Origin of the sequence: Xanthomonas cannabis (genome assembly GCF_040616535.1) — a bacterium.
Taxonomy (GTDB): domain Bacteria; phylum Pseudomonadota; class Gammaproteobacteria; order Xanthomonadales; family Xanthomonadaceae; genus Xanthomonas; species Xanthomonas cannabis.
This window is the reverse complement of sequence record NZ_CP136580.1, coordinates 1,772,977-1,798,589: the sequence shown is the minus strand read 5'-3', so window position 1 is coordinate 1,798,589 and position 25,613 is coordinate 1,772,977. Positions and strand designations below refer to the sequence as shown.

Annotated in this window: 24 protein-coding genes and 1 other RNA gene; 13 read left to right on the top strand and 12 right to left on the bottom strand. The window is 62.7% G+C overall.

Annotated elements, in window-relative coordinates; translation table 11 throughout:
* Positions 1-6 precede the first annotated feature (6 nt).
* The 4 genes from RZV17_RS07725 to RZV17_RS07710 all read left to right on the top strand — a co-directional run bounded on the left by RZV17_RS07725 (position 7) and on the right by RZV17_RS07710 (position 4,751).
* Positions 7-1,695, top strand: coding sequence for an ABC transporter ATP-binding protein (locus RZV17_RS07725; protein WP_047696729.1), 1,689 nt, complete (start codon positions 7-9; stop codon positions 1,693-1,695).
* Complete coding sequence (locus RZV17_RS07720; RefSeq protein WP_039403259.1) at positions 1,679-2,764, top strand: efflux RND transporter periplasmic adaptor subunit; 1,086 nt, start codon at positions 1,679-1,681, stop codon at positions 2,762-2,764. Before RZV17_RS07725 ends, RZV17_RS07720 begins: the two co-directional genes overlap by 17 nt.
* A complete protein-coding gene (locus RZV17_RS07715; protein WP_355608377.1) occupies positions 2,761-4,164 on the top strand; it encodes a TolC family protein in 1,404 nt (467 codons plus the stop codon). The genes RZV17_RS07720 and RZV17_RS07715 overlap by 4 nt, the downstream gene beginning before the upstream one ends.
* Before the next feature lie 392 nt (positions 4,165-4,556).
* Entirely contained in the window at positions 4,557-4,751 is a 195-nt protein-coding gene (locus tag RZV17_RS07710; RefSeq protein ID WP_166743246.1) for a hypothetical protein, read from the top strand.
* A 239-nt stretch (positions 4,752-4,990) separates the two neighbouring features.
* On the opposite strand, the gene RZV17_RS07705 is transcribed toward RZV17_RS07710, so the two are convergent.
* Together RZV17_RS07705 and pdxY are read right to left on the bottom strand one after the other, a co-directional pair.
* A complete protein-coding gene (locus tag RZV17_RS07705; protein ID WP_355608373.1) occupies positions 4,991-6,121 on the bottom strand; it encodes a prephenate dehydrogenase in 1,131 nt (376 codons plus the stop codon).
* The gene (gene pdxY, locus RZV17_RS07700) at positions 6,118-7,026 is read right to left on the bottom strand and encodes a pyridoxal kinase (protein ID WP_355608370.1); all 909 of its coding nucleotides are present in this window, start codon (positions 7,024-7,026) and stop codon (positions 6,118-6,120) included. Before pdxY ends, RZV17_RS07705 begins: the two co-directional genes overlap by 4 nt.
* 368 nt (positions 7,027-7,394) lie before the next feature.
* Here pdxY and RZV17_RS07695 point away from each other — a divergent pair, with 368 nt between their 5' ends.
* Positions 7,395-7,574 (top strand): hypothetical protein, encoded by a 180-nt coding sequence (locus RZV17_RS07695; RefSeq protein WP_355608367.1) that lies wholly within the window; start codon positions 7,395-7,397, stop codon positions 7,572-7,574.
* A gap of 63 nt (positions 7,575-7,637) precedes the next feature.
* Here RZV17_RS07695 and dnaJ read toward each other — a convergent pair whose 3' ends face one another.
* From dnaJ to hrcA, 4 genes are all read right to left on the bottom strand, one after another.
* A complete protein-coding gene (dnaJ, locus tag RZV17_RS07690) occupies positions 7,638-8,765 on the bottom strand; it encodes a molecular chaperone DnaJ (RefSeq protein ID WP_047696736.1) in 1,128 nt (375 codons plus the stop codon).
* 160 nt (positions 8,766-8,925) lie between these two features.
* Positions 8,926-10,851 (bottom strand): molecular chaperone DnaK, encoded by a 1,926-nt coding sequence (dnaK, locus tag RZV17_RS07685; protein ID WP_355608364.1) that lies wholly within the window; start codon positions 10,849-10,851, stop codon positions 8,926-8,928.
* Positions 10,852-10,993: 142 nt separating this feature from the next.
* On the bottom strand, positions 10,994-11,512 hold the full coding sequence (gene grpE, locus RZV17_RS07680; protein WP_047696740.1) for a nucleotide exchange factor GrpE: 519 nt from the start codon (positions 11,510-11,512) through the stop codon (positions 10,994-10,996).
* Positions 11,513-11,610: 98 nt separating this feature from the next.
* Positions 11,611-12,642 carry a heat-inducible transcriptional repressor HrcA gene (gene hrcA, locus RZV17_RS07675; protein ID WP_039403282.1) on the bottom strand — a complete coding sequence of 344 codons (1,032 nt, stop codon included), beginning with the start codon at positions 12,640-12,642 and terminating at the stop codon, positions 11,611-11,613.
* Positions 12,643-12,779: 137 nt separating this feature from the next.
* Between hrcA and recN the strand changes: the two genes are divergently transcribed.
* Entirely contained in the window at positions 12,780-14,444 is a 1,665-nt protein-coding gene (gene recN, locus RZV17_RS07670) for a DNA repair protein RecN (RefSeq protein WP_039403283.1), read from the top strand.
* Positions 14,445-15,140: 696 nt separating this feature from the next.
* Here the strand turns inward: recN and fur are convergent.
* Positions 15,141-15,551, bottom strand: coding sequence for a ferric iron uptake transcriptional regulator (gene fur, locus RZV17_RS07665; RefSeq protein WP_005988392.1), 411 nt, complete (start codon positions 15,549-15,551; stop codon positions 15,141-15,143).
* Positions 15,552-15,655: 104 nt separating this feature from the next.
* Here fur and bamE point away from each other — a divergent pair, with 104 nt between their 5' ends.
* Positions 15,656-16,051 (top strand): outer membrane protein assembly factor BamE, encoded by a 396-nt coding sequence (bamE, locus tag RZV17_RS07660; protein WP_039403293.1) that lies wholly within the window; start codon positions 15,656-15,658, stop codon positions 16,049-16,051.
* Positions 16,052-16,192: 141 nt separating this feature from the next.
* Here the strand turns inward: bamE and RZV17_RS07655 are convergent, their stop codons facing one another.
* Both RZV17_RS07655 and RZV17_RS07650 read right to left on the bottom strand, forming a co-directional pair.
* Complete coding sequence (locus RZV17_RS07655) at positions 16,193-16,474, bottom strand: RnfH family protein (RefSeq protein WP_047696742.1); 282 nt, start codon at positions 16,472-16,474, stop codon at positions 16,193-16,195.
* Positions 16,471-16,902 (bottom strand): type II toxin-antitoxin system RatA family toxin, encoded by a 432-nt coding sequence (locus tag RZV17_RS07650; RefSeq protein ID WP_047696743.1) that lies wholly within the window; start codon positions 16,900-16,902, stop codon positions 16,471-16,473. The genes RZV17_RS07655 and RZV17_RS07650 overlap by 4 nt, the downstream gene beginning before the upstream one ends.
* 60 nt (positions 16,903-16,962) lie before the next feature.
* Here RZV17_RS07650 and smpB point away from each other — a divergent pair, with 60 nt between their 5' ends.
* Positions 16,963-17,466, top strand: a complete 504-nt coding sequence (gene smpB / locus RZV17_RS07645; protein ID WP_005988385.1) for an SsrA-binding protein SmpB — start codon at positions 16,963-16,965, stop codon at positions 17,464-17,466.
* Between the two features lie 143 nt (positions 17,467-17,609).
* Here the strand turns inward: smpB and RZV17_RS07640 are convergent, their stop codons facing one another.
* Positions 17,610-20,057 (bottom strand): S8 family peptidase, encoded by a 2,448-nt coding sequence (locus RZV17_RS07640; protein WP_355608359.1) that lies wholly within the window; start codon positions 20,055-20,057, stop codon positions 17,610-17,612.
* A 133-nt stretch (positions 20,058-20,190) separates the two neighbouring features.
* Between RZV17_RS07640 and ssrA the strand changes: the two genes are divergently transcribed.
* The 5 genes from ssrA to RZV17_RS07615 all read left to right on the top strand — a co-directional run bounded on the left by ssrA (position 20,191) and on the right by RZV17_RS07615 (position 24,626).
* Positions 20,191-20,588, top strand: a transfer-messenger RNA (tmRNA) gene (gene ssrA / locus RZV17_RS07635).
* Positions 20,589-20,695: 107 nt separating this feature from the next.
* Complete coding sequence (locus RZV17_RS07630) at positions 20,696-22,231, top strand: site-specific integrase (RefSeq protein WP_179454563.1); 1,536 nt, start codon at positions 20,696-20,698, stop codon at positions 22,229-22,231.
* A 103-nt stretch (positions 22,232-22,334) separates the two neighbouring features.
* The gene (locus RZV17_RS07625; protein ID WP_179454565.1) at positions 22,335-22,823 is read left to right on the top strand and encodes a Pycsar system effector family protein; all 489 of its coding nucleotides are present in this window, start codon (positions 22,335-22,337) and stop codon (positions 22,821-22,823) included.
* A 2-nt stretch (positions 22,824-22,825) separates the two neighbouring features.
* Positions 22,826-23,542 carry a hypothetical protein gene (locus RZV17_RS07620; RefSeq protein ID WP_355608355.1) on the top strand — a complete coding sequence of 239 codons (717 nt, stop codon included), beginning with the start codon at positions 22,826-22,828 and terminating at the stop codon, positions 23,540-23,542.
* 28 nt (positions 23,543-23,570) lie between these two features.
* A complete protein-coding gene (locus tag RZV17_RS07615) occupies positions 23,571-24,626 on the top strand; it encodes a hypothetical protein (protein WP_355608352.1) in 1,056 nt (351 codons plus the stop codon).
* Here the strand turns inward: RZV17_RS07615 and RZV17_RS07610 are convergent.
* Complete coding sequence (locus RZV17_RS07610; protein ID WP_179454570.1) at positions 24,620-24,859, bottom strand: hypothetical protein; 240 nt, start codon at positions 24,857-24,859, stop codon at positions 24,620-24,622. The two genes, RZV17_RS07615 and RZV17_RS07610, sit on opposite strands and share 7 nt — an antisense overlap.
* A 121-nt stretch (positions 24,860-24,980) precedes the next feature.
* Positions 24,981-25,604, bottom strand: coding sequence for a plasmid mobilization protein (locus RZV17_RS07605; protein WP_355608348.1), 624 nt, complete (start codon positions 25,602-25,604; stop codon positions 24,981-24,983).
* Positions 25,605-25,613: the final 9 nt, after the last annotated feature.

The following is a 25,613-nucleotide window of genomic DNA, read 5'->3' as shown; positions in this document are numbered from 1 at the left end:
TAGCGAATGGCGGCCAAGCGGATCGGATGGCGGGAAGCGGTGGGCTGGCTGGCGGAAATCGTCGGGCCGGACATGCCGTATGTGCGTCTTGCCATGGTGTACGGCGTTGCGATCAGCTTGCTGTCGCTGGCCACGCCCATCTCGGTGCAGTTGCTGATCAACAGCGTTGCCAACACCGCGCTGCCCACCCCGCTGTGGACGCTGTCGGGCCTGTTGCTGGGGTTGCTGCTGCTGGTGACCTGCCTGAGCGCCATGCGGGTGTGGATGATGGCGTTGTTCGAGCGCCGCCTGTTCGCGCGGGTGGTGGCCGAGATCACCGTGCGTGCGGTGCACGCGCAGAACCCGTTCTTCGCCGACCAGAACCGTGGCGACGTGTTCAACCGCTACTTCGATCTGGTGGTGGTGCAGAAGGCCGTGCCCAGCCTGGCGGTCGGCGCCTTCACCATCGTGCTGCAATCGGCGGTGGGCCTGATCGTCACCAGCTTCTACCACCCGTTTTTCCTGGGCTTCAACGCGTTGCTGCTGCTCACCATCTTCTCGATCTGGATGATCTGGTCGCGCGGCTCGATCCGCACCGCGGTCGAGCTGAGCCACGCCAAGCACAATGCCGCGCACTGGCTGGAAAGCGTCGGCGGCTCCAACGGTTTCTACAAATCCAGCCGCCACCTCAATTTCGCGATGGACCGCTCCGAGGCGGTCACCGCTGCCTACGTCGCACAGCATCGGCGTCATTTCCGCTACACCTTCACCCAGACCGTGGCGTTCCTGCTGACCTATGCGGTGGCCAGCGCGGCGCTGCTGGCGCTGGGCGGCAGCCTGATCCTGCGCGGCGAATTGTCGATCGGCCAGCTGGTGGCGGCCGAGCTGATCCTCAGCGCAGTGTTCTACGGCATTGCGCAGCTGGGCTCGTACCTGGACGTGTTTTACGACCTGGTCGCCAGCGCAGAAGAACTGTCGTTGCTGTACGCCATCCCCCAGGAACGCGCGGTGGCCGCGGCCGGCAAGACGCCCGGCAACAGCGCGGTGCGGCTGGATGGCGTGGTGATCGAAGGGGCGCGGTTCGATTTCGCCCTGGACGCCGGCGAGCAGCTGGTGACGCTGGCCGACGGCGGCGCCGAGCGCTTGCTGGCGATGGTGCTCAAGCGGCACGTGGTACCCGATCGCGGCCTGGTGATGGTGGGCGGCGCCGACATGGCCACCTTCGACATGTACCTGCTGCGTTCGGAAGTGACCGTGCTCGATCGCCCGACCATCGTGGAGGTCACCATCCGCGAATACCTGGCGATGGCCTCGGCCGATGTGACGTCCGAAGCGATGCTCGAAGCCATCGACACGGTGGGGCTGCGCGCGCGCATCGCCGCGCTGCCGCAGGGCCTGGACACCCGGCTTGCTGCTTCCGGCTTCCCGCTGTGGATCGGCGAGGTGATGGCGCTGAAGCTGGCCAATGCGCTGCTGGTGCGCCCGCGCGTGCTGATGTTGTCGCAGCTGTACGACCTGTTGCCCGCCGAGCGCCTGACCCGGGTGCTGCGCCGCTTGAAGGAGGCCGGAACCACCGTCCTGCTGTGCACCGGCCGGCCGGAGGACATCACCCTGGATGGCTGGTTCCGGCTGGAGCCCGAGCGCCAGCAACGTTACGCCACCCGCGCCGAACTGATCGCATCCACCCAGGAGGCAGACAATGCAGCACGCCCCTGACCGGATCGCGCACTTCCCTACCCTGGCGTCCATGCGGCCGCCCAGCATCGCCAAGGTGCTGGCGTGGATGCTGCTGATCGGCGTTGCCATCGCTGCGTCCATCCTGGCGTTCGCCCCCTGGGTGCAGACTGCCAGCGGCAAGGGCCAGGTGGTCTCGCTCGATCCCGGCGATCGCCAGCAACAGGTCACCGCCTTCGTGCCCGGCCGGGTCGAGCGCTGGTACGTGCACGATGGCCAGCATGTGTCCAAGGGCGACCCGATCGCCCGCGTCGGCGACCTGGACCCGGATCTGCTCGCCCGCCTGGCCAGCGAGCGCGCGCAGGTGGCGGCGGAGATCACCGCCATCCAGCAGTCACGCGCGGTTGCCAGCATTGATGTCGCGCGCAGCAAGCAGTTGCTGGACGAAGGGCTGGCCGGCCGCCGCGACTACGAGCTGACCCAGATCAAGGTGGCCGAGGCCGACGCCAAGCTGGCCGAGTCGCGCGCCAAGCTGACCCGCATCGACATCCAGTTGAACCGCCAGTCCGCGCAGCTGGTGCGCGCGCCGCGCGATGGCCGCGTGCAGCAACTCAACGCCGCCAGCGGCAGCGCCATGGTCTCGCCCGGCACGGTGCTGGCGGTGATCGCGCCGGAGCGCGTGGAGCGCGCGGTGGAGCTGTATATCGACGGCCGCGATGTGCCGCTGATCCGTCCCGGCCGCCCGGTGCGGCTGGAGTTCGAAGGCTGGCCGGCGATCCAGTTCAGCGGCTGGCCGTCGGTGGCGCACGGCATGTTCGACGGCCGCGTGCGCGCCATCGACCCCAACGCCGCGCCCGACGGCCTGTTCCGCATCCTGGTCGAACCGCAGCCTGGCAAACCGGCATGGCCGGCGCAGGAATTCGCCCGCCAGGGCGGCAAGGTGCGCGGCTGGGTGCAGGGCGAAACGGTGCGGGTGGGCTACGAACTGTGGCGCCAGCTCAACAACTTCCCGCTGGAATTTGGCCGCCGCCCCGCCGCGACCACGCAGGAGGATGGCAAGGCCAAGCCCGCCGCCTCCAAGTCCGAAGACGAGGAGACGGGCAAGAAATGAGGCACCGTCTGCTTGTCCTGCTGATCGCACTGTGCCCCGGTGCGGCATTCGCCCAGGCCGCGCCGCTGAGCCTGGACGAGGTGCTGCAATCGTCTGCCCGTTCCGCACCGCAGATCGTCGAAGCGCTGGCAAAGGTGCGCCAGGCCGAAGGCAAGGGCATCTCCGCCGACGGTGCGTTCGACACCGTGTTCGATATCGAGGGCCGCTCACGCGAGGCCGGCTATTACGACGGCAGCACCATCGAAACCGGCGTCAAGCGGCCGTTCGAGAACAACGGCGGCTATTACTACGGTGGCTACCGCTCGTCGCGTGGGTCGTTTCCTGTCTACGAAGACAAGTCCTATACCGACCGCGGCGGCGAAGTGAAGGTCGGGGCGCTGTATGCCTTGCTGCGCGACCGCGTGGTCGACGAACGCCGCACCCGTCGCAGCGTCGCCAGCGCCGACATCGATGTGGCCCAGTACGAAGCTGAAATGGTGGCGATCGGCGTGCAGCGCCGCGCCGTGGATGCCTACCAGAGCTGGGTGGCAGCCGGGCTGAAGTTGCGCGCCTACAAGGACCTGCTGGAGTTGGCCGAGCGGCGACGCAACGCGATTTCGCGGCAGGTCACGCTGGGCGCGCGCCCAACCATCCTGCTGACCGAGAACGACCAGAACCTGGTTCGCCGTCGCGCCCTGGTGGTGCGCTCGGAGCAGGACTTTGCCAACGCCGCCAACGCGTTGTCGCTGTATCTGCGCGACGAGGCCGGCATGCCGCTGATCGTCTCCACCGAGCGTCTGCCGGCCGACACCTCCGCGCTGGAAGGGCTGGCCGGTGCCAGCAAGATCACCGCGCCGGTGGAACGCCCGGATTACCGCGCCGTGCTGACCCGCATCGATCAGGCCACCGCACGACTGATGCTGGCGCAGAACGATCTGAAGCCACGGCTGGATGTCAGTTTCGAGGTCAGCAAGGATCTGGGCGACCCGGGCGTGGGTGGCCCCAACCGCTCGCAGACCGATGCGATCATCGGGTTCCGTTTCAGCGTGCCGTTGGAAAATCGCTCCGCCAAGGGCCGCGTGGCCGAAGCGCGCGCCGAGATCGAGTCGCTGGACCAACGCAGCCGTTTCCTGCGCGACCAGATCTCGGTGGAGGTGGAATCCATCGTCATCTCGCTCAATGCCGCCGAGCGCCTGGCCAAGATCGCCGACGAAGAACGCGGCCTGGCCGACCGCCTCGCTGCCGCGGAGCGACGCCGCTTCGAGCTGGGCTCGGGCGATTTCTTCCTGGTCAATCAGCGCGAGGAAACCGCCAACGACGCGCGCGTGCGCCTGATCGATGCGCAGGCGCGCATCGCGTCGGCACGCGCCGAACTGGCCGCGGCAACGGCCGACCGGGACGCGCTGCAACTGAGCCGTTGACGCGTGGCGCTTTGGCAGGGGCGCCAGGCACTGCATGGCGCCCCTGCCCACCCGGGTCTTGAGGTTCTTTCGCGCAAGCGATTGTGTGCGCGGCCTTGGCAAGCGCCCGCATAGCCGCGTGCTGCAGACACCCAGTTTCCGCGCCATCGCTATTGGCGGTCCCGCGTCATTGCCGCGACCGGCGGTGGTGTGAAGGTGCACATCGTCCGCTGCAGCGTTGCCGCGCGCGCATGACATAGCAGCGCGCCCAGCGGGCTCGACCTTCCCGCCGTCACCGGATTGCGCAATGACGCCTGGGTAACACGTGGCTACGCATGCTCGGCATGCCAGCACGCGCTGGTGGTGCGGGCCGATGATCCGCATTGCAACCCTCGACTCTTTCGGAGGTGCCTATGTCTTTCCGGCAATTTCCCGCGATTGGTGCAGATGGCGAGCCGTACGTCATCATCGAGTTCCGCGACGAGCACGCATCCACATCCGAAACGCACGCCGCGCCGCGGTATGAGCTGCCCGATGGCCGCCATCTGCAGCGGCAAGGCCAGCGTTTCGTGACCGAAGGCGGCGAGCTGCAGCTTTCCATGCCTTGAGACGGTGTTGATCATTTTTTGACCAGCCAACCGGCAGCCCTTGCTGTGCAAGGGCTGCGCCCGGTTATCCACATGCTTGTGCAGCATTCATCCACACCCTGTGTGGATGAAACCGTTGCCGGCCCCTGTTACCTCGCGTAGGCGCTGTCTTAGCGCACCGAACAACTGCGCGGCGCATGTGCACGCTCGAGTGCGCTACGGTGATTGCCACAAACGTCGGACCGTGAACCGACAGTGCTTCAACCGATGGCGCGATCCGACCGTTCCAACACGCGCCCGATGCCACTGCGGTCGATCTCGCTCGCGGCCTGGGTGAGCGCCACCCGGTCGCTGTCGGGCTCGAAGCCGATCCGGAAGTGCAACTCGCCCACCGGCGTACGCGAGGAATGGATCGACGACAGATTCACCCCATGCTGCTCGAACACATGCAACAGCGCGCGCAGCGAACCAGGCTGGTCTTCCGGCAGGTACACGCTCAGGGTCAACGGCTCGGTGAGATCTGCCAGCAGATAGCCCACCCGTTCGTAGGTGTAGTTGCCGGCGGCCAACGCGTCGTGTTGCAGGGCCTGCGCGTTGTCGTACAGGAACCGGGCCCGGAACTGCACGCGTGCGGCATCGTCGCCCTGCGCGACGAGTGCACGCAGCTGTTGCAGCTGCAAAACCAAGCGGTCGAGCATTTCGCCCACGTACGGGTTGCCGAACTGGATGTCTTCGTAGATCGCGGGGTTGAGCGAGAGAATGCGCGCGATCACCGCCGTGTCCAGCTCGAACGATGCCGAGCGATACGGCATCAAGGTCTGCAACTGGCCCAGCAGCGGCGCGTAATCGCGCAAGGTGCCGGCCTGTGCCAGATGGGTGGCATGCACCATCGCCTGCACCAGCGCCATTACCCGGTCATGGTGCTCGGGCGTGGCGTAGACGCATTCGGCCTGCAGGGCCGTGCACAAGGCCTGTACCCACGTGGACCAGCGCTGCAGGCGCGCTTCGCATACCACCATCACCCGCCCCTTCAGCGTGGGCGACTTGGGTGGCGCAGTCATCGGATGCAGGCCGACCACCTCGGCCGGCGATGCCAGCATCGCCGCCACCGGCGCCTGCTTGATCGAGGTGACATCCATCCACAGCTGCGATGCCGCGCGCGCGCCGGCAAGCGCGACATAGCGCTCGATCAAGGCGGCGGTGTGGCGAATGGGCGCGGAAAAAATCAGCACGTCCGCCCGCTGCGCCAGGGTGGCTTCGTCGATGCCGCCACTGTCGGCAGGATCGAAGCCGATCACTTCCAGCTGCATGCGCGTGCGCAGGAACTGCGCCAGCCAGCGTCCGTACGCGCCGGCAATGCCGACGATGCCGACGACCGGCTGGGGAATCATGCCAGGCGCTCGACGGCAAAACGCGGCGATGCCGCAAGCGCAGCCGGCGCGGCAGCCAGCACGTCGAACTCTTCGTACCCCGCGGCCAAAGTCGCTTCCAGTGCGCTGTGCACGCCACTGAGCGCATGGCCCACCGCCTGCTCGAACGGTACATCGCGCAGCAACAAGCCGATCAGCAAGGCCATCAGCACATCGCCGGTGCCGGCCACGTCCACCGGCAGATGCGGGCTGGCCCAGCGATAGACCGCTTCCGTGCTGACCGCCAGGGTGACCAGCTCGCCTGCTGCACCGGCCACACTGTGGGCGAGCACCCACTGCGGCCCGCGTGCCAGCAAGGCACGTGCGGCGGCGATGGCATCGCCCTGCTCCAGGCTGGGCATGCCGGTCAAACGCCCCAGTTCGAAGGCATTGGGCGTCACCAGCCAGGCGTGCGGCAGCAGGCGTTCGGCAAAGACGCGCTCCAGTCCCGGTTCGACGTAGGGACCGGTGTGCGTGTCGCCAATCACCGGGTCCAGGCAATAACGCAGCTGCGGCGCCTGCGGAAAGGTCTGCTCCAGCCAATCGGCGAAGGCTTGGCCGTTGGCCAGGCTGCCGAAATAGCCGGACACCAATATGCGTGCACGCTGCGGCAGGCCGCGTTCGGTGGCGCCGAGCAGGAGGTCGGCCAGCCAGTCCGCCGGCAGGATGCGGCCGCGCAACGTGGCGTAAAACGGCGCATTGCTCAGCAGCGTCGTCGGCACTTCGGCCACACGCAGCCCCAGCGCGCGCAGCGGCGGCACCGCAGCGCTATTTCCGGCGTGCCCGTAGACCAGTTGCGACTGCACCGAGATCACATCGATCGGCGAAGGACCGTCGGGGCGCTGGCGGCGACCGTGGACGAGGTGGCTGTCGGTTGCATCGCTCATGGGGTGGCCGTCTTCGTAGAGATGACGCCATTATCCTCCGCAACGCGTGAGCGGATATGCGGGTAGTGGATCAGTGTGATCCGGCGTGTAGGGATGGCACGAGATGGCAGCTGCTCGATGCATTGCCATACCGAACGCCGTTGAGCGTTGCCACGACCGCGCCTGGCGTGTCCATGGTAATGCGAGGTGAGTGGCTGCCACGTTTGGCCATCGATTGAGGGACGAGCGGCTGATGCCCCTGCAGGCTCACCCTCATCCGCCCTTCGGGCACCTTCTCCCGATGGGAGAAGGAAGATCGTTTTTCTGCCGTTTTCTGGCGTTGCGAAGGACACGATTACGTCATCGACCGCGAGCGACGGATGCCGTGCATGCGCACCCTCATCCGCCCTTCGGGCACCTTCTCCCGTTGGGAGAAGGAAGATCGTTTTTCTGCCGCGTTCTGGCAGTGCAGAGGACACGATTGCGTCATCGACCGCGAGCTACGGATGCCCTGCAGGCTCGCCCTCATCCGCCCTTCGGGCACCTTCTCCCGATGGGAGAAGGAATGAGGTCTTGCCGCGAGAAGGGAGACGCATGGCGTCTCCTGTCGCTCCCCGCGAGACAGACGTCGCTTACGACGTCATACGGTCCCAGAAACCCTTGACGCCATCGATGAAGGTGGCCGACTTGGGCGAATGCTTGCGCGCATCCTCACCGGTGAACGTGGCCTCGAACTGTTGCAGCAGCTCACGTTGATCGGCGGTGAGGTTGACCGGGGTTTCCACCACCACGCGGCAATACAGATCGCCTTCGCTGCGGCTGCGCACCGAGCGCACGCCCTTGCCGCGCAGGCGGAACAGCTTGCCGGTCTGGGTTTCGGCCGGGATGCGAATTTCCGCCTCGCCGCCCAGGGTCGCCACGCGGACGGTATCGCCGAGCGCCGCCTGCGAGATGCGGATCGGCACTTCGCAGTGCAGGTCGTCGCCATCGCGCTGGAAGATCGCATGCTCACGCACGCGCACTTCCACATACAGATCGCCCGGCGGTGTACCGGCCGGACCGGCCTCGCCCTCGCCTGCCAGACGAATCCGGTCGCCGGTATCCACGCCGGCCGGCACCTTGATCGACAGCACCTTGTCCTCTTCCACGCGCCCTGCCCCGTGGCAGGTCTTGCACGGGTTCTGGATCAACGTGCCGCGCCCGTCGCAATGCGGGCAGCTCTGCTGCATCGCGAAGATGCCGCGCTGGATGCGGACCTGGCCGCGTCCATGGCAGGTACCACAGGTCTCGACCTTGCCGTCTTCCGAGCCGCTGCCATGGCATGGCGTGCACTCGATCAGGGTTGGGATCTCGATGCGTCGCTCGATGCCGGCGACGGCTTCTTCCAGATCCAGTTCCAGGACGTAACCGACGTCGGCACCACGTCGCGCAGCGCGCGGACCGGCGGCGCCACCGCCAAAAATATTGCCGAAGATATCGCCAAAGATATCTCCCATGTCCGGGCCACCAGGCCCGCCACCACCGCCCATGCCGTGCTCGAACGCCGCATGGCCGTGCGCGTCATAGGCACGACGCTTATTGCCATCGGACAGCACTTCGTAGGCTTCCTTGCATTCCTTGAACGCCGCTTCGGCAGCAGCGTCGCCGGGGTTGCGGTCCGGGTGGTGCTTCATTGCACAACGCCGATACGCCTTCTTCAGCTCTTCGTCGCTGGCGCCACGGGCCACGCCCAGCACTTCGTAATAATCGCGTTTGCTCATAAGCCGGGATTCGGGATTCGTGATTTGAGATTCGTTGAAACGCGAAAGCGGACAGCATGTGCTGTTCCGCCCTGGCGACGCGACGCGTAGAGGATATCGGGGTGGGGACTCACCCGCACGGCGGCGTGCGAATCCCCACTCCCGACTCCCAAATCACGGCTTACTTCTTGTCGTCCTTGACCTCGGTGAACTCGGCGTCCACCACGTCGTCGGCGGCCTTGGAGGCCTGCGCATTGCCGTTGGCCGCATCGGCGTTGCCGCCCTGCTCTGCTGCGGCAGCCGCGGCGTACAGCGACTGGCCGGCTTCTTCCAGCGTCTTGCTGCGCGCTTCGATCTGCGCCTTGTCGTCGCCCTTCATGGCGGTTTCCAGATCCGACAGCGCCGCTTCCACCTTGCCGATCACATCGCCACCGACCTTGCTGCCATGCTCGGTGATCGCGGTGCGGGTGGCGTGGATCAGGCCATCGGCCTGGTTGCGGGTCTGCACCAGCTCCTGGAACTTCTTGTCTTCTTCGCGGTTGGCTTCCGCGTCGGCGACCATGCGCTGGATCTCTTCGTCCGACAGGCCCGAACCGGCCTTGATCTCGACCTTCTGTTCCTTGTTAGTCTTCTTGTCCTTGGCCGACACGTGCAGGATGCCGTTGGCATCGATGTCGAAGGACACCTCCACCTGCGGCATGCCGCGCGGCGCCGGCTCGATGCCGGACAGGTCGAACTTGGCCAGCGACTTGTTGAAGCGGGCCTGTTCGCGCTCACCCTGCAACACATGCACGGTCACGGCCGACTGGTTGTCTTCGGCGGTGGAGAAGGTCTGCGACGCCTTGGTCGGGATGGTGGTGTTCTTTTCGATGATCTTGGTGAACACGCCGCCCATGGTTTCGATACCCAGCGACAGCGGGGTCACGTCCAGCAGCAGCACGTCCTTGACGTCGCCGGCCAGCACGCCGCCCTGGATCGCCGCGCCCACGGCCACGGCTTCGTCCGGGTTGACGTCCTTGCGCGGTTCCTTGCCGAAGAAATCGGCAACCGCCTGCTGCACCTTCGGCATGCGGGTCTGACCACCGACCAGGATCACTTCGTTGATGTCGCTGGCGCGCAGCCCGGCGTCGTTCAACGCGGTGCGGCACGGCTCGATCGACTTCTTGACCAGGTCTTCCACCAGCGCTTCGAGCTTGGCACGGGTCAACTTGATGTTGAGGTGCTTCGGGCCCGAGGCGTCGGCAGTGACGTACGGCAGGTTCACTTCGGTCTGCTGGCTGGACGACAACTCGATCTTGGCGCGCTCTGCGGCGTCCTTCAGGCGCTGCAGCGCCAACGGATCCTTGCGCAGGTCGATGCCCTGGTCCTTGTTGAATTCGTCGACCAGGTACTCGATGACGCGGTTGTCGAAGTCTTCGCCGCCCAGGAAGGTGTCGCCGTTGGTGGCCAGCACTTCGAACTGCTTCTCGCCATCGACTTCGGCAATTTCAATGATCGAGACGTCGAAGGTACCGCCGCCCAGGTCGTACACGGCAATCTTGCGGTCGCCGCCGTTCTTGTCCAGGCCATAGGCCAGCGCTGCCGCAGTCGGCTCGTTGATGATGCGCTTGACGTCCAGACCGGCGATGCGGCCGGCGTCCTTGGTGGCCTGACGCTGGCTGTCGTTGAAATACGCCGGCACGGTGATGACCGCTTCGGTGACCTTCTCGCCGAGGAAGTCTTCGGCGGTCTTCTTCATCTTTTCCAGCACGCGCGCGGAGATTTCCTGCGGCGCCATGCGCTTGCCATCGCTGGTCTGCACCCAGGCATCGCCGTTGTCGTGCGCCAGGATGCCGTACGGCACGTGCGAGATGTCCTTCTGCACTTCGCCGTCGGTGAACTTGCGGCCGATCAGGCGCTTCACTGCGTAGAAGGTGTTCTTCGGGTTGGTCACCGCCTGGCGCTTGGCCGAGGCACCGACCAGCACTTCGCCGTCCTTGGTGTAGGCGACGATCGAGGGCGTGGTGCGGTCGCCCTCGGAATTTTCGATGACGCGGGCCTTGCCGCCGTCCATGATCGCCACGCACGAGTTCGTGGTGCCGAGGTCAATACCAATGATCTTGCCCATGGATACGCTCCTGATGATTCTGTAGCTGTGTCCGGCGACGCCGGGTCTGGCTGAGATGTGGGGGTGGTGCGCAGGTGTTCAAGCCATCCGTGCGCATCTGTGTTTCACCGGCGCGCCTGGCAGTTCAGCCGGGCGCTGCCGGTCAGTCGTGCTTGGCCACGACCACCAGGGCCGGACGCAGCAGGCGGTCGTTGAGCAGGTAGCCCTTCTGGAACACCTGCACGATGTGGCCGGGCGCGATGCCTTCGGCCTCGCCCTGGCTGATCGCCTGGTGCTGGTCGGGGTTGAACGGCTGGCCGACCGGGTCGAGCAGGGTCAGGCCATTGTCGGCAGCGACCTTGAGCAATTGCTTGTAGGTCATGTCCAGGCCATCGCGCAGCGGGCTGGGCTCGCTGCCGGCGGCGGTCAACCCGGCGTCCAGGCTGTCGAACACCGGCAGCAGCTCGCCCAGCAGCTTCTCGTTGGCGAACTTGCGGGCGTTCTCGACATCGCGGGCGATGCGCTTGCGCTGGTTTTCCAGGTCGGCGCGCTCGCGCAGGGCGTCGGCCTTGACCAACGCGATCTCGCTGCGCAGCGACTCGATCTCGGCCTTGAGCGGATCGGTCTCGGGTGGGTTCTGGGACAGGTCTTCGGAGTCGAATTCGGGGTGGTCTTGGTTCATGTGCAGTTCCCGGGCAAGCGGAACGCCCGCCCCAACGTCACCCCGTATGTGGGCGCTCGCGCGCGTTTCAAGCAAACAATCGCGCCGATCGCCGCCGGTTATCGCGCGCCGGGCGGCTCCATGGCCGCGCCCAGCACCTCGGCGGCGGTCTGCACCAGCGGAATCACCCGGTCATAGGCCATGCGTTTGGGACCGATCACGCCCAGCACGCCCAGCACCTGGCCGTTGGCGGTGTATGGCGCGGTGACCAGCGAGACATCGTCCAGCGACACCATGCCGGTTTCCTCGCCGATGAAGATGCGCACGCCCGGCGCCTGGATGGTGCGTTCGAGCAACTGCAGGATCTCGCGCTTGCTGGCGAAGGCCTCGAACAGCTCGCGCAGCCGGTCCAGGTCCGACAGGTCCTGCACGCCCATCAGGCGGGTCTGCCCGGCCATCACCATGTCGTCGGCATCGGCCGGCACCAGCGCCTCGCTGGCCAGGTCCACGCTGTGCGCCAGCAGCTGCTCCATCTCGCTCTTGGCCATGCGCAGCTCGCGCAGCAGGCTGACGCGGATGTCCGACAGCGCGCGCCCGGCGAACTGCGCATTGAGGTAATTGGCCACCCGTTCCAGCTCGGCGGGCTCGTAGGCGCGGCGCGGCTCGATCACCCGGTTCTGCACCTCGTTGTCGGCAAACACCAGGATCGCCAGCACCCGGCGCGCGTCCAGCGCCACGAAATCGATATGCCGGAACGCAAACTGCTCGCGCCGCGGCGCACTGACCACCCCGACGAAGTGACTCATCGCCGACAGCATCTGCGAGGCGCTGCCCAGCAACGATTGGGTGCCGTTGCCGCTGGCCAGCTCCGCGCGCAGGCGGCGCACTTCGTCTTCGCCGGGCGGCTGCATCTGCACCAGGCTGTCAACGAAGACCCGGTAGCCATGTGCAGTCGGAATGCGCCCGGCCGAGGTGTGCGGGGAGCTGAGCAAGCCCACGTCTTCCAGGTCGGCAAGAATGTTGCGGATGGTGGCCGGGCTGACATCCAGCCCGGCATGCTGGGCCAGGGTCTTGGACCCCACGGGCTCGCCGTCGCGGATATAGCGCGCAATCAGCGTGCGCAGCAACTGGCGGGCGCGGGGATCGAGCATTGGGGACTGGGACGCGCGCATGGGATCATCCGGTGAGACTGGGCATAGATAATGTCTGGCCCCGGGGATGGCAAGCGCCTGATTCCCCGTCTGCCCCTCCCACCCTAAGCTTCCCCAAAGCGTTCACACTCGACCCCATGCTCAGACACCTCTCGATCAAGGATTTCGCCGTTGTCCGTGCCACCGAACTGGAATTCGGGCCGGGCATGACCGTGGTGTCGGGCGAAACCGGCGCCGGCAAGTCGCTGATGGTGGACGCGCTGGGCTTTCTGTCCGGCCTGCGCGCCGACAGCGGCGTGGTGCGCCACGGCGCCGACCGCGCCGAACTGTCGGCCGAATTCCAGCTGCCGGCCGAGCACCCCGGCCTGGCCTGGCTGGCCGACAACGAACTGGATGACGATGCCCAGTGCCAGCTGCGCCGGATCATCCGCGCCGACGGCGGCTCGCGTGCCTGGATCAACGGCCGCCCGGTCACCTCCTCGCAACTGGCCGAGCTGGCCTCCCGGCTGGTGGAAATCCATGGCCAGCACGAACACCAGGCCCTGATGGCCCGCCACAGCCAGCTCGCCCTGCTCGACGCCTATGCCCGCAACAGCGCCCAGCGCGAGCAGGTGCGCCAGGCCAGCCAGCGCTGGCAGGCACTGCTGGACGAGCGCGACGCGCTGTCGGCGCAGGGCGATGTCTCCGACCGCATCGGCTTCCTCGAGCACCAACTTGCCGAACTGGAACGCGAGGACCTGGACCCGGCCGCGATCGCCGCCCTGGACGTCAATCACCGCCGCCAGGCCCATGCAACCGCGCTGATCGGCGCCTGCGACAGCGTGGCCCAACAGCTCAACGGCGACGACGGCGCCAGCGCGCTGGGCCTGTTGCAGGACAGTCGACACGATCTGGCCCGCGTGGCCGAGCACGAACCGCGCCTGGGTGAGGTGGACGCACTGCTGGACAGCGCCGTGATCCAGATCGAAGAGGCACTGGCCCTGCTCGACCGCGTGCGCGACGACCTGGACGCCGACCCGGCCCAGTTCGAGGCCATGGAACGCCGCCTAGGCCGGCTGCACGACCTGGCGCGCAAACATCGCGTTGCCCCGGACGAGCTGGCCGCCCACCGCGACCACCTGAGCGCCGAGGTGGAGAGCCTGCGCGGCGCCGACGAGCGCCTGCAGCAGCTGGACAAGCACATCGACACTGCCACCGGCGTCTGGCGCAGTGCGGCCAGCGTGCTCAGCGCAAGCCGCCAGAGCGCCGCCGAGGCCCTGTCGGCCGCCACCACCACCCTGATCGGCGAACTGGGCATGGGCGGTGGGCAATTCCTGATCCAGCTGCAGCCACACGACAGCGCCCGGCCGGACCCCAACGGCGCCGAGCGGGTGGAATTCCTGGTAGCCGCCAACGCCGGGCAACCGCCGCGCGCCCTGCGCAAGGTCGCCTCCGGCGGCGAGCTATCGCGTATCTCGCTGGCCATCGAGGTGGCCGCGCTCGGCCTGGACAGCGTGCCGACCATGGTGTTCGACGAAGTGGATTCGGGCATCGGCGGCGCGGTGGCCGATATCGTCGGGCAAAAGCTGCGCGCCCTGGGCGAAGAACGCCAGGTGCTGTGCGTGACCCACCTGCCGCAGGTTGCGGCCAAGGGCCACGCGCATTACCGGGTCAGCAAGGCACCGGTGGACGGCATGACCCAGAGCGCGGTCGAACTGCTCGGCCCGCAGGCCCGCCAGGAAGAACTGGCGCGCATGCTCGGCGGCGTGGAAGTGAGCAAGGAAGCCCGTGCGGCTGCCCGCAAGCTGTTGCAGAGCGCCTGATCGGGGCCGGCAGCGCGCGTGGTGCCGCCACGCCGGTGCGAAGGCGGCGGCAGTGATGACGCGTGGCAGCACGACCGTCGCGCGCTTGCGAGAGTTCCTTTCCACTGAGGAGACTCCCTACCCTCGTCAGCAAGACGCCCTTGCTCCGCTGACGAGGCTCCCTTCCCCCGCCTGCGGGGGAAGGCGCCCGAAGGACGGATGGAGGCGACATCGCCGCAACACGACCACGACAGGCGCGACAGCCGTACACGGTGTCGCCCCTCATCCGGCGCTGCGCGCCACCTTCTCCCGCCAGCGGGAGAAGGGATGCCTGGCTGCACGTGATCTGCCGGTTGCACGGCAACTGACGACCCACCTACTCCCTTCTCCCGCCTGCGGGGGAAGGTGCCCGAAGGGCGGATGGGGGCGACATCGCGGCGACGCGACCACGACAGGCGCGACAGCCGTACACGGTGTCGCCCCTCATCCGGCGCTGCGCGCCACCTTCTCCCGCCAGCGGGAGAAGGGATGCCTGGCTACGCGCGATCTGCCGGTTGCACCGCAACTGACCACCCACCTGCTCCCTTCCCCCGCCCGCGGGGGAAGGTGCCCGAAGGGCGGATGGGGGCAAGCCCGTCCATCAAATCCACCAACACACCCCACAACGCACAAGGCGGCCGAAGCCGCCTTGTCATTCGCCCCTGCGATACGCCGGGTTCAGCGCGGACGCTTCTTGCGCACGTACAGCACCAGCGAATGCTCTTCCAGCTCGTAGCCGTGCTTGGCTGCAATCTGGCGCTGCAGCGCTTCGATCTCTTCGCTTTCGAACTCGATCACGTGGCCGGTATCCACATCGACCATATGGTCGTGGTGGCCGCCGCGATCGAGCTCGTATACGGCCTGCCCGCCCTCGAAATTGTGCTTGAGCACCAGGCCGGCGGCTTCGAACTGCGTCAGCACGCGGTACACCGTGGCCAGCCCGATCTCGTCGCCGTGATCGAGCAGCTGCCGGTAGATGTCTTCTGCGCTGAGGTGATGCTGGTTGCTCTTCTGTTCGAGCAACTCCAGGATCCGCATGCGCGGATGGGTCACCTTGAGCCCGACTTTGCGCAGGTCGTGGGTTTCCATATGTTCTCCGTTCATTGGCGATTTAGCGCCAGCTGCCATCAAACGGGTCGCGGCGACCGGCGGGAGTGTATCATCGGCGTGATTTCCTCAGCACTTACTCCCCGATGCGCAATCTCCTGCTGGTCGCCGCCATTGCTCTTTCCACCGCTGGCTGCGGCATCATCTACAAGCAGCCGATCTACCAGGGCAACCTGATCAAGCAGAACGCCGTGGAGCAACTGCAGGTAGGCCAGAGCAAGCAGCAGGTCAGCGCGTTGCTGGGGACGCCGTCCATTCCCGACCCGTTCCATGCGCAGCGTTGGGACTACACGTCCACCCAGCGCGTCGACCGCCTGGCGCATACCGAAGTCAAGAATTTCACCGTGTTCTTCGAGAACGATCAGGTGACGCGTTGGGAAGGCGATTATTTCCCGTCGCAGGACGAGCAGCTGGCCAAGTCCGCGCCCAAGCAGTTCGGCCGCAACCTGGCCCGCGACAAGAAGAAGCAACGCGGCCGTTGATGGCCCGGTTGCAGGTCGGGCGATTGCCCGGCCCTATGCAGCGCCTTGAAAACCGGCCAGTGATGCCGGTTTTTTTGTTCCATCTGTGCGGAACAGTTCGCTCAACAACACTTCGCCTGACGACGAGGGACAACCGTGCAACTACGTGCCGGATCCGCTCTTCCGGTCGGGCGCAGCCCGTCGACGACGCGCTTCCTTGGGGTCCAGCAGCAGCGGCCTGAGCAATTCGATCCGGTCGCCCGCGCACAGTGCCTGCTCCGGCCGCACCACCACACCGTGAATCGCCAGCGCGGCGGGCGTGCAGTCCCGCGTCAGCCCGGAGGAGGCCACCGCCTCGGCAACCGTCGTGCCCTGCGGCACCTCCAGCTGCACGCTGCTGTAGCGGTCAGGCCAGGCCAGGACGACCTCGACCTGCACCGTCATACGTCGTCGCGGTCGGCGACGCGCACGAAGTCGTTGACCATGCGATCGGCCAGACCCTGGAAGCCCAGCGCCAGCGCCGGGCCCAGCAGACGCGAGCTGGTCTCCACTTCGAGGGTCAGGCTGACCTTGCACGCGTTCTCGCCCAGGGCCTGAAATTCCCACAGGCCTTCCAGGCGCTTGAACGGCCCGTCGCGCAGATGCATCACGATGCGCTCGGGGCGTTCGAGAATGTTCTCGGTGGTGAACCAGGTACGGAACGAGCCCAAGCCCAGATCCAGGCGCGCCACGATGTGCGCATCGTCCTGCTCGAGCACGTGGGCAGCGTCGCACCAGCCGAAGCGGCGCGGATAGGCGGCGACATCATTGACCAGATCAAACATGCGGGAGGCGCTGTGTTCGACCAGGGCGCTGCGACGGATGATAGGCATTCGCTAACTTGTGAAAGACGGAAGATCGTTTGACGACACCGAATCGGCGACAATGGCGGCATGAGCAAGAAACCATCCAAGGATAAAGCAAACGGCGCGAAGGCCACGAAAACCATCGCCCTGAACAAGCGTGCGCGCCACGAATACCACCTGGAAGAACGCTACGAAGCCGGTCTGGCGCTGCAGGGCTGGGAGATCAAGGCGATCCGCGCCGGCCGCGCCAACATCGTCGACGGTTACGCGTATGTCCGTTCCGGCGAGATCTACCTGATCGGCGCCCAGATCACCCCGTTGATCCAGGCCTCCACGCACACGGTGCCGGTGGAACGACGCGACCGCAAACTGCTGCTGCACCGGGCCGAGATCGACAAGGTGCTTACCCGCGTCGAGCGCGAGGGCTATACCCTGGTGCCCACCGCGCTGTACTGGAGCAGCAACAAGGTCAAGCTGGAAATTGCCCTGGCCAAGGGCAAGCAGAATCACGACAAGCGCGACGCCGCCAAGGACCGCGACTGGCAACGCGACAAGCAGCGCGTGATGCGCCGGCATAATCGTGATGCCTGAGGTGCCGGGAATCGGGAATTGGGAATTGGGAATCGCAACAGCGGGGGCTGCTTCTGACTTGCCGCGAGTCTAGCTGCCGCATCGCACGACCAGGCACGCTTTTACGATCCCCGATTCCCGATTCCCGATTCCCAACTCGCGATTCACGTCTTTCCAAGCATGCGCATCAAATTCGGCACTCCCCTGCCCTGTACGTAGCGGTCGCGCTGCAGGTCGGTGCTGGTGTCCAGCAGCAGTTGCTTGACCCGGTCGGGGAAGCCGATGAACTCGCGGCGCGCCGATAAAAACCCGGCCAGCACGCCCGAGACATGCGGTGCGGCCATGCTGGTGCCGCTCATTTCCACCATCAGGCTGGCCGGGTCTTTCGGGTCGAAGTCGTAGTAGGCCGAGACGATCTTTTCGCCCGGGGCCACCACGTCGGGTTTGCCGCGGCCATCGGCGGTGGGCCCGCGCGAAGAGAAATACGACACGCCATAGTTGTGCGGGCTGCTCTTGTGCACCGAGCCCACCACGATGGCGTCTTCCAGATTTCCCGGATCGCTGATCGACAGGTCCATGTTGGCCGGATAGGCATCGCCATCCTTGCCCATCAACCACGCCAGCCCTTCGTTACCGGCGGCCACCACCACCAGCACGCCTTGCCGCCATAACCGCCGCAGCTCGTTGCATAGCGGCGTAAAACCGCAGCCGTAGCTTTCCGGGTCGAAATAGCCGCCCAGGCTCAGATTGACACCGTGGATGACCAGTTCGCCAGCGCGTTCGTTGATCGCGGCCACCTGCTGCACCGCCTTGATCATCCACGAATCGCGGCCGTTGCCGGCATCGTCGAGCACCTTGAAACCATACAGCCGGGCGTCCGGCGCCATGCCTGCAAACTCGAGCGGGCGACCGGGCATGCCGTGCGCATCGGCAATCACCGCCTGACACCGGCCGGCGATGATGCCGGCAATGTGCGTGCCGTGCCCATGCCGATCGAGCCGGGTGAACGCTTCGCCATCGGCGCGCGTCAGTTGCCTGGGCGCGCCGCGCCGCGTGCAATCCCATTGCGCCACCACGTTGTCGCGCTGCCCCTTGGCGAAGAAATGCGGATGCCCGGCCGCGATGCCGGTATCCAGGACTGCCCAGCCGATCTCCTGCCCGCGCGCGCGATACGCCGTGCGCGCGGCATCGGCGTGCAGCACGTTGCCGGAGACGTGAATCAGCGCGCGCTTGCCGGCATCACGCCACACCCGGCGAAAGCCCAATGCGCGATAGCGGTCCTGCAGCGATTCGATTTCGAAACGGGTCAACCGGGCCGAGACGAACCGCTGCAGGCCATCTTCCAGTTCGATCGCTTCATCCAGGGCATCGCCTGTCAGGCCGGTGCTGCGTGCGGCGGTCTCACGCAGCTGGCGCAGCAGCAGCGCACGCACGCTGCCCGGGTCGTGCCCCGACAGCCGCCGATCCAGCTCGATCAGTACCTCGTGCCGATGGTCGGGGCCATGCGCTTCGAGCTGCTCACTGAGATCCTTGATCAACACCGCGTTGGACACCGGTTGATCGAAGCCGACGCCAACCGCCTGACGCACGGCAGCGCGCACCTGCGGGATCGACAGATAGCCCGAGCCCGAGTGGGCGTTGTGCTGCCAGTCCGGATTCAGCCGCGCGCCGGCCAGGTTGTCAAAACGTCCCTTGGCATTGGCGATGTCATCGGTGAGATCCGGGTCCAGCGCGATCGGGTCGCGCGTTTCGGCCACGTTGATCCACTGCTGGACGCAGTCGGGAAACGGCAGCTTGCGGGTGCCGGTCCAGCGCTTGAACATGCTGCGCACCTGCGGCAACCCAAGCGGCGATCCCAGGGTTAAAAATAGCGTCACCTCGCAGTCGGCGGCGCGCAGTTGCCGCAACACGTCGTAGGCAATCATCGAGCCCTGGCTATGGGCGACCACCACAAACGGCCCGCCGCCCGAGCGCAACCGCTGCACCAGGCTGTCGCGCATCAATGCGGCACGCGCCGGTACGAAAAAAAAGTCATGCACATCCTGCAGCAGCGCTGCGGAGATCAGCCGCAGCAGGACCCGATTGACCGCATCGACCGGCCCCTTGGCCTGCACGCTGCCCGCGCCGCTTTTGCCATCCAGCTCGTCGAGCAGGCGATGCAGATCCGACCGCTCCTGTTCGCCCTGCGCCAGGGCGTCTGCAAGCAGGTGCAGATCCTGCTCGCCCGGCACCACCCCCAGCGTGCTCAATGCGCGTTGCACGCCCTGGTTGAGCGCCGGCCCCACATCGCGTGCATCGCAAGTGCCCGGCTCAGCAACCGGATAGCGCTCGCGATTGACCCAGTACGCAAGCCGGGTGCGCTCCCCCATCGGCCGCCCGAACAGCGCCTTGTCCCACTGGCACCGCAACACCTCGGCCGGCGGCTTGTTACCGATGCCATGGATATAGATCACGGTGCGCGCCTTGCCCTGCACGCGCGTGGCGGCGACAGCCGGTTCATTCGCCTGCCGGGTGCGTTGCACTCGCTGGCGCGACGGTGCGGGTTCGGTGTCGCCGGCCGTGCGCGACATGGCGCGCCGCGTGCGTGAACGTGGGGGCTTGCCTGTCGCCATCGCTTCGCTCCTTCGCTTGCAGACTGTTCGGTTCGGTACCGCCTGAAGCCACTGTAAGCGCAGCCCATCTCAACACTTGTGACAGGGCGCGCCGATCCCTACACTGGTGTGGTCAGCGTTTGATGCTTTCCCCGGGGGTGCACTGGTTTCGACGGGGGTCGCGAAGTCGCTTGGCGCATGCCGAGGGGGCAGCTTTCCTCGTTAATCCAGCAGCAAACTTTTAGTTGCCAACGACGACAACTACGGTTCGGACTACGCTATCGCCGCTTAATTGGCTTTAGTTGTTAGTTCTACAGCCGCCTAAGGCGAACCCCCGAACCTACTTGTGCCCGTGCTCGTAGATGTAGGGTCATTATCACGGAACCGCCGGTAGTGGCTGCCTGTCAGCTGCCGGCTAGATCAAGCAGGCTGGTTTCCAGGTGCGCTTTGCCCGCCGTGCTGCCTGGGAACGAGATCTAACGGAGGGATAAGCATGTAGTGCCGGGGATGGAGTGCTTCCGGACGGCGGTTCGATTCCGCCCACCTCCACCATCTGATCGCGGAAAAGAGCAGTAAATGCTTGATTCTGCGAAGGTTAGGCCCGGGGTTTGATGTTCAGTTTGAGCCTGCGTTAGGTATCAAACGAGGTATCAAACCCCGTGCCGAAGCCTTATTTTCTGCGCCGCCCTGCTGGGCTCTATGTGCGCTTCTTCGTCCCGACCGACCTGCAAGCCATCATTGGCGCGCGCTATCTTGTCCGTCCCGTTCGCTTGTCCCTGGGTGATGCCGCCCGTCTGGCCGTGGCACGAACTGCTGTGGCACTCTCGGAAGCATTCGGTCAGATGCGGCAGGGAGCAAGCAGCATGAAGGACGATTTGCTGAGCCAGGCTTTGGCCGCATTGCAAGGCAACGAAGCTCAGCCCTACACCATCAAGGTGGGTGGGATGGAACTGTCTGCTGACGGAGCCGAAGACCATGCTCGGCTGCTCGAAGCGTTGAAAAATCTCCCGCTGCCCTCTTCCACCGAAGTGAGGAAGAAGGCCGGGCCGTTGTTTTCTGAACGCGCAGCCATCCATGTTCGTGAGATGAAGCGCGTTGGGCGAAGTGCGACCAACATCTTCGACACCGAATACAGCTTGGGGCTGTTCGTTGCGTTGGTCGGCGACAAGCCTGTTGAAGACTACAAGGCCGATGATGTGCGGAGCTTCCTTGAAGCCATCGAGCACTACCCCAGCAATGCGAGCAAGAAGGCAGAGTTTGCAGGATTGGCTCCCGCTGACATTTTGAAGAAAGCCAAAAAAGGCAGTTACGCCAAACTTGGAATGCGCACGAAGGAAAAGCATCGAGATCGTTTGGCTGCATTTTTTAATGCGTTGGCCAGCGAAGATCTGATTAGCAAAGCCCCTCATAAGGCTATTATTAATCGATCGAAGGCAACCACCGATGAGCCGAGCCGCAATCCATTTTCCAAAGAAGAACTCAATGCCTTGTTCGAGCCTTCAAAATTTAAAATGTGGGCTTCGAAGTATCCCCATCGCTGGTTCGGCACTTTGTTGGGATTAACCACAGGCGCCCGCATCAATGAAGTTGCGCAACTTTATGTGGATGATCTTGATCAAGTCGGAGGATGTTGGGGGATCCACATTCGTGCAGCACGAGCCGATCAGCGATTGAAAAATCCACATTCTTCCCGCTTTGTGCCGCTTCCCTCAGCATTGATTGAAGCAGGAATTTTGGTCTATCGCGATGAGGTCAAGGCAGCTGGCTTTGACAGACTGTTTCCACATCTGCCGTATCACAGTGAACATGGCTATGGGGATGCATTGGGCGACCAATTCCGGACCTACGCCAAGAAATGTGGATTAACGCAACGACTTAAAAGCTTCCACTGCTTCCGCCATACCTTGTCCAACTCGTTGATCAATGAGCATGGCGTTTCGGTGATGACAGCTCAGCAGATCACAGGGCATGATCTGACGCTCCCACCGGGGCTTAAACATTATGTTGATCCGCCCACGGTCCCAGCCCGTTTGCAAGCCTTGGAAAAGTTTGGTCCACCGCTTGATTTGCCAGCCTATCAGCCTAAGCAATTTGATCTTTCGTTTAAACAGGTTCGCCACATGGAACGGCGACGGAAGATTGCAAAGCAGGAGGCAGTTGCGGTAAAAAATAGAACTGGTTGGAGACTCGATTGAGCACACACGATTATTTTTGCGGCATCACTGATTGGTTGCGACTGAGTGCAACCTAAACCAATAGAAAATTATCATTCCTCTCAACTTTGGGACCAGATCCAGGATGGAGCCGTCAGCTAAACTTTCAGCAGCTCAAAGCCAACTCAATCTTGTGCTTGGCTTTTTCAGTCGAGTAGACACGAAGCTTTCCGTCGTCTTAGGCATCGACCTAGCGATGCTTGGAGTCCTATCGACAAAGGTCGTCGCCACCGACAAGCCGACCTTGATCTCGATTTGCGGAGCAGCAATCTTTGGCATGTTGCTCATCGCAAGTTTTGTGCAGCTCTATCGTGGCTCCTTTCCAAACCTGGAAGGAGGACACGCATCAATCGTCTTTTTCAGAGAAATTCAGAAGAAAAGCGAAACAGAATTTCTCAAAGCATATCGAGAGACATCAGCCGAAGCTTTGGCAGAAGACTACCTTGGTCAAGCATGGAGAAATTCTAAAATATTGACGATGAAGTTCGATCGCCTCAAAAGCTCTTATATCTACATGGCATGGGCTGTTCTGCCCTGGGCGGTCACCCTAATGTCTCTCACGGAGTTTAAATAAGAATGGCAATTGTTGATGATTTGACCAACGAGACAGATCGGATTTTAAATCAGCAATGGAGCCTTAGAGATGGTTCGGTTGTGCCTACTACAGGAACCGTTCTGTTGGCAGGAGGAGGCGTAAAGCTTACCCCCGTAATGCTGTATGCTGACCTCGCGGATTCAACGCTTCTAGCATCAAATTTTAATCGTCAAGTTGCATCAAAGGTCATTAAGGCATTTTTGTCGGCCGCTTGCCGCATTATTCGCTATAACGGTGGCGACATTAGGAGCTTCGACGGTGATCGCGTAATGGGGGTGTTTCTAGGCGAAAGAATGCATACCAAGGCAGCACTTACGGCACTCCAAATCAATTACGCCGTTATCCATATTCTGCGACCAAAGATTGAAGCCCAGTATCCATCACTTGCAGAAGGCGGCTATCGATTGAAGCACGCCGTAGGTATTGATAAGAGCGAAGTTCTCGTCACTCGATCAGGTATACGAGACAATAACGATCTCATTTGGGTGGGTCGTAGTCCAAATATCGCGGCAAAGCTTGCAGCCATCAGGCAAGACCGCCTAACTTCCTTTATGACTAAGCCCGTCTACGACGCGCTGGCCCAAGATGGGAAAATTGCGCACGATGGACAAAGCATGTGGGAGGAATGCAATTGGAAAACTGCACCGCTAGACGAAGTTAAGAAGCTCTATCGCTCCACATGGTGGAGCAGACCCTAATTCGCTGCTCAGAATCGAGGCTTATAACATGGCACGTCTTGCGGAAAGCTCTGTGGTGATCGCTTTTAGAGACTGGCAATGGAAGGTCGGGATCGCCCGCAATCAATTTCCTGACTTCTTTATCAGTTTGGAAGGAACCACTGAATCTTATGCTGGTGATGCGAAGGTTAAATTTGGTGAACGACTTTATTTATTTGAAGTAAAGTCAACTAGTGAAACAATAAATGAGGAATGGAAAGCCACGATAACAACCAAAGAGATAAAAGCATCTATCGAGTCCAATGGTGCAATTGAGGATGCGCCAGCAGAAGCTAAGGAAGTTACTGTCACACGTCCTAATCCGAAGCGCGCATACATGGCGCTTGCCCAAAAACTATCGGAAATCCAAAACCTTGAGCCGAGACAGGGTGAAATCGATTTCTACTCAATGGCCATTTCATGCCCTAACGAAATTTACAACTCGCTTGGATGTCACCATTTTTTATATTGGGATCCAGTAAAGAAAGACTTCGCCATTAAGCCCTATCTAATTGGCGCAAACGATAAAGGCGGTTTCAATTCGGGGCCATTGCATAAAATGGACTACGAACAATCGTTGTTGGATAAAATCTCTGGATACCTTAAAACATTCGACTTAGCTTACATCGCCAATTACCAAGAAAATACGGAAGGCCCCTCTATTTTCTCAAACGCCCCTTATTTCACCCCTGCAATGATCCAAGAAAATTCCGCCAAGGTGATCAAAAAATTTAAGGATACACAAGGAGAAGAACAGAGGTTCTTCATTGACACTGGGCTAGACCTCGAAGATTTTCAAGGTTATATTAACTGGCTATGCGGCAATAAAAGTTTCAAAATGCATGCGTTAGTAATGTCCGACAGCGGGACTATCTTCCAAGAAGTTTTCCATACAGACCAGCTGAAGAAAATGATTAACAGCTATTCATCTGAGTCTGCGCCACGCACTGATCTCCAAATCAAGAATGGGACATCATTTTATGCCGAACCAATTGGAAATGCACACCCCCATTTGAGGCCACTGTCAGAAGCCCTGGCTATAAGAAGAAAAGTAAAATTTCAATAGAAGCCACTGGAAACTCTTCTCTCAGACTCATCAGCTGCTTTCAAAAAAGCTGCATACTCCTCGCGTGAAAGACCACCCATATCTTCATTATTCATATCCAGACCACTCCAACGATCTAAATAATATGCCAGCGCTTCATCAGCTAAACCTATTGAGATCTTTAGCTCATACATTGACAAGGCGCGGACAAACGCAGCCCTCCATATAATCTCTTCGCACTTGTTTTTTTTCATAAACCGCTCCACAGCCCCCCTTGAAACTAGGCCGCAATACGAGTGTGTCAAGCTCCTGGGCCACAACCCAGAACTGATTGGCGAGGTATTCCTGCCTCGCCAATCTCATTAACATATATCCTCACAATCTCGGTGGCTTAAACCTAAGTTGCCACTGGCCGGACTCGCTAGGCTTTAAGATCTCGTCCGCTGGATCCTGGCGCGGACTAACCGCGATTGGCAAATCAATCTTGAAGTTTTTCTCGAAACTTTCTCTCGCGTCATTCATGGCACCTCGTGCTTTCTTAATTCGCCACTCCCTTAGCTTCATCACTCGCTTTGAGACCATATGCTTTGCTTTCTGAGCTTGACGTGCAGCCAGAGTCGACTCAGCCGTTGGTGTCTCACTTTCAAAATCCGCAAGTTTGGCTTTTGCAGCGAGATAATCACACTGCGCACGGTAGGGACTCACAAGCATGCGTGCGTATCGCAGCATGGATCTACCCAACTGCTCCGTATCCTCGAACAGAAATGGCTTGGTCGCATAATGATCCACTCTCCGGCACATCAAAGCGTCATACGCTTGGTTAAAGCACTCTTCAATCTGGATACCCGGAAGACTATTGAGGACATCCAAGGCTTGCTTCGCAATCTCATGCTGAGCTTCCAACCATTGCTCAATCAGTTCTGCTTGTTGATTTAAAACCTCTGCATCTTTTCCGGTCGCTCTCGCCAAGCGTGTGACTTTACTGGCTTGTCTGGTCAATGGGCTGTA

Excerpts from the sequence above, each read along its gene's own strand:
- dnaK (WP_355608364.1), bottom strand. The coding sequence starts at position 10,851 with ATGGGCAAGATCATTGGTATTGACCTCGGCACCACGAACTCGTGCGTG.
- smpB (WP_005988385.1), top strand. The coding sequence starts at position 16,963 with ATGAGCAAGAAACCATCCAAGGATAAAGCAAACGGCGCGAAGGCCACG.
- hrcA (WP_039403282.1), bottom strand. The coding sequence starts at position 12,642 with ATGCTCGATCCCCGCGCCCGCCAGTTGCTGCGCACGCTGATTGCGCGC.
- RZV17_RS07725 (WP_047696729.1), top strand. The coding sequence starts at position 7 with ATGGCGGCCAAGCGGATCGGATGGCGGGAAGCGGTGGGCTGGCTGGCG.
- RZV17_RS07640 (WP_355608359.1), bottom strand. The coding sequence starts at position 20,057 with ATGGCGACAGGCAAGCCCCCACGTTCACGCACGCGGCGCGCCATGTCG.
- fur (WP_005988392.1), bottom strand. The coding sequence starts at position 15,551 with ATGGAAACCCACGACCTGCGCAAAGTCGGGCTCAAGGTGACCCATCCG.
- pdxY (WP_355608370.1), bottom strand. The coding sequence starts at position 7,026 with ATGAGCGATGCAACCGACAGCCACCTCGTCCACGGTCGCCGCCAGCGC.
- recN (WP_039403283.1), top strand. The coding sequence starts at position 12,780 with ATGCTCAGACACCTCTCGATCAAGGATTTCGCCGTTGTCCGTGCCACC.
- RZV17_RS07705 (WP_355608373.1), bottom strand. The coding sequence starts at position 6,121 with ATGATTCCCCAGCCGGTCGTCGGCATCGTCGGCATTGCCGGCGCGTAC.
- RZV17_RS07715 (WP_355608377.1), top strand. The coding sequence starts at position 2,761 with ATGAGGCACCGTCTGCTTGTCCTGCTGATCGCACTGTGCCCCGGTGCG.
- RZV17_RS07650 (WP_047696743.1), bottom strand. The coding sequence starts at position 16,902 with ATGCCTATCATCCGTCGCAGCGCCCTGGTCGAACACAGCGCCTCCCGC.
- RZV17_RS07695 (WP_355608367.1), top strand. The coding sequence starts at position 7,395 with ATGCGCACCCTCATCCGCCCTTCGGGCACCTTCTCCCGTTGGGAGAAG.
- RZV17_RS07655 (WP_047696742.1), bottom strand. The coding sequence starts at position 16,474 with ATGACGGTGCAGGTCGAGGTCGTCCTGGCCTGGCCTGACCGCTACAGC.
- RZV17_RS07620 (WP_355608355.1), top strand. The coding sequence starts at position 22,826 with ATGGCAATTGTTGATGATTTGACCAACGAGACAGATCGGATTTTAAAT.
- grpE (WP_047696740.1), bottom strand. The coding sequence starts at position 11,512 with ATGAACCAAGACCACCCCGAATTCGACTCCGAAGACCTGTCCCAGAAC.
- bamE (WP_039403293.1), top strand. The coding sequence starts at position 15,656 with ATGCGCAATCTCCTGCTGGTCGCCGCCATTGCTCTTTCCACCGCTGGC.
- RZV17_RS07710 (WP_166743246.1), top strand. The coding sequence starts at position 4,557 with ATGTCTTTCCGGCAATTTCCCGCGATTGGTGCAGATGGCGAGCCGTAC.
- RZV17_RS07720 (WP_039403259.1), top strand. The coding sequence starts at position 1,679 with ATGCAGCACGCCCCTGACCGGATCGCGCACTTCCCTACCCTGGCGTCC.
- RZV17_RS07615 (WP_355608352.1), top strand. The coding sequence starts at position 23,571 with ATGGCACGTCTTGCGGAAAGCTCTGTGGTGATCGCTTTTAGAGACTGG.
- RZV17_RS07610 (WP_179454570.1), bottom strand. The coding sequence starts at position 24,859 with ATGAAAAAAAACAAGTGCGAAGAGATTATATGGAGGGCTGCGTTTGTC.
- RZV17_RS07625 (WP_179454565.1), top strand. The coding sequence starts at position 22,335 with ATGGAGCCGTCAGCTAAACTTTCAGCAGCTCAAAGCCAACTCAATCTT.
- dnaJ (WP_047696736.1), bottom strand. The coding sequence starts at position 8,765 with ATGAGCAAACGCGATTATTACGAAGTGCTGGGCGTGGCCCGTGGCGCC.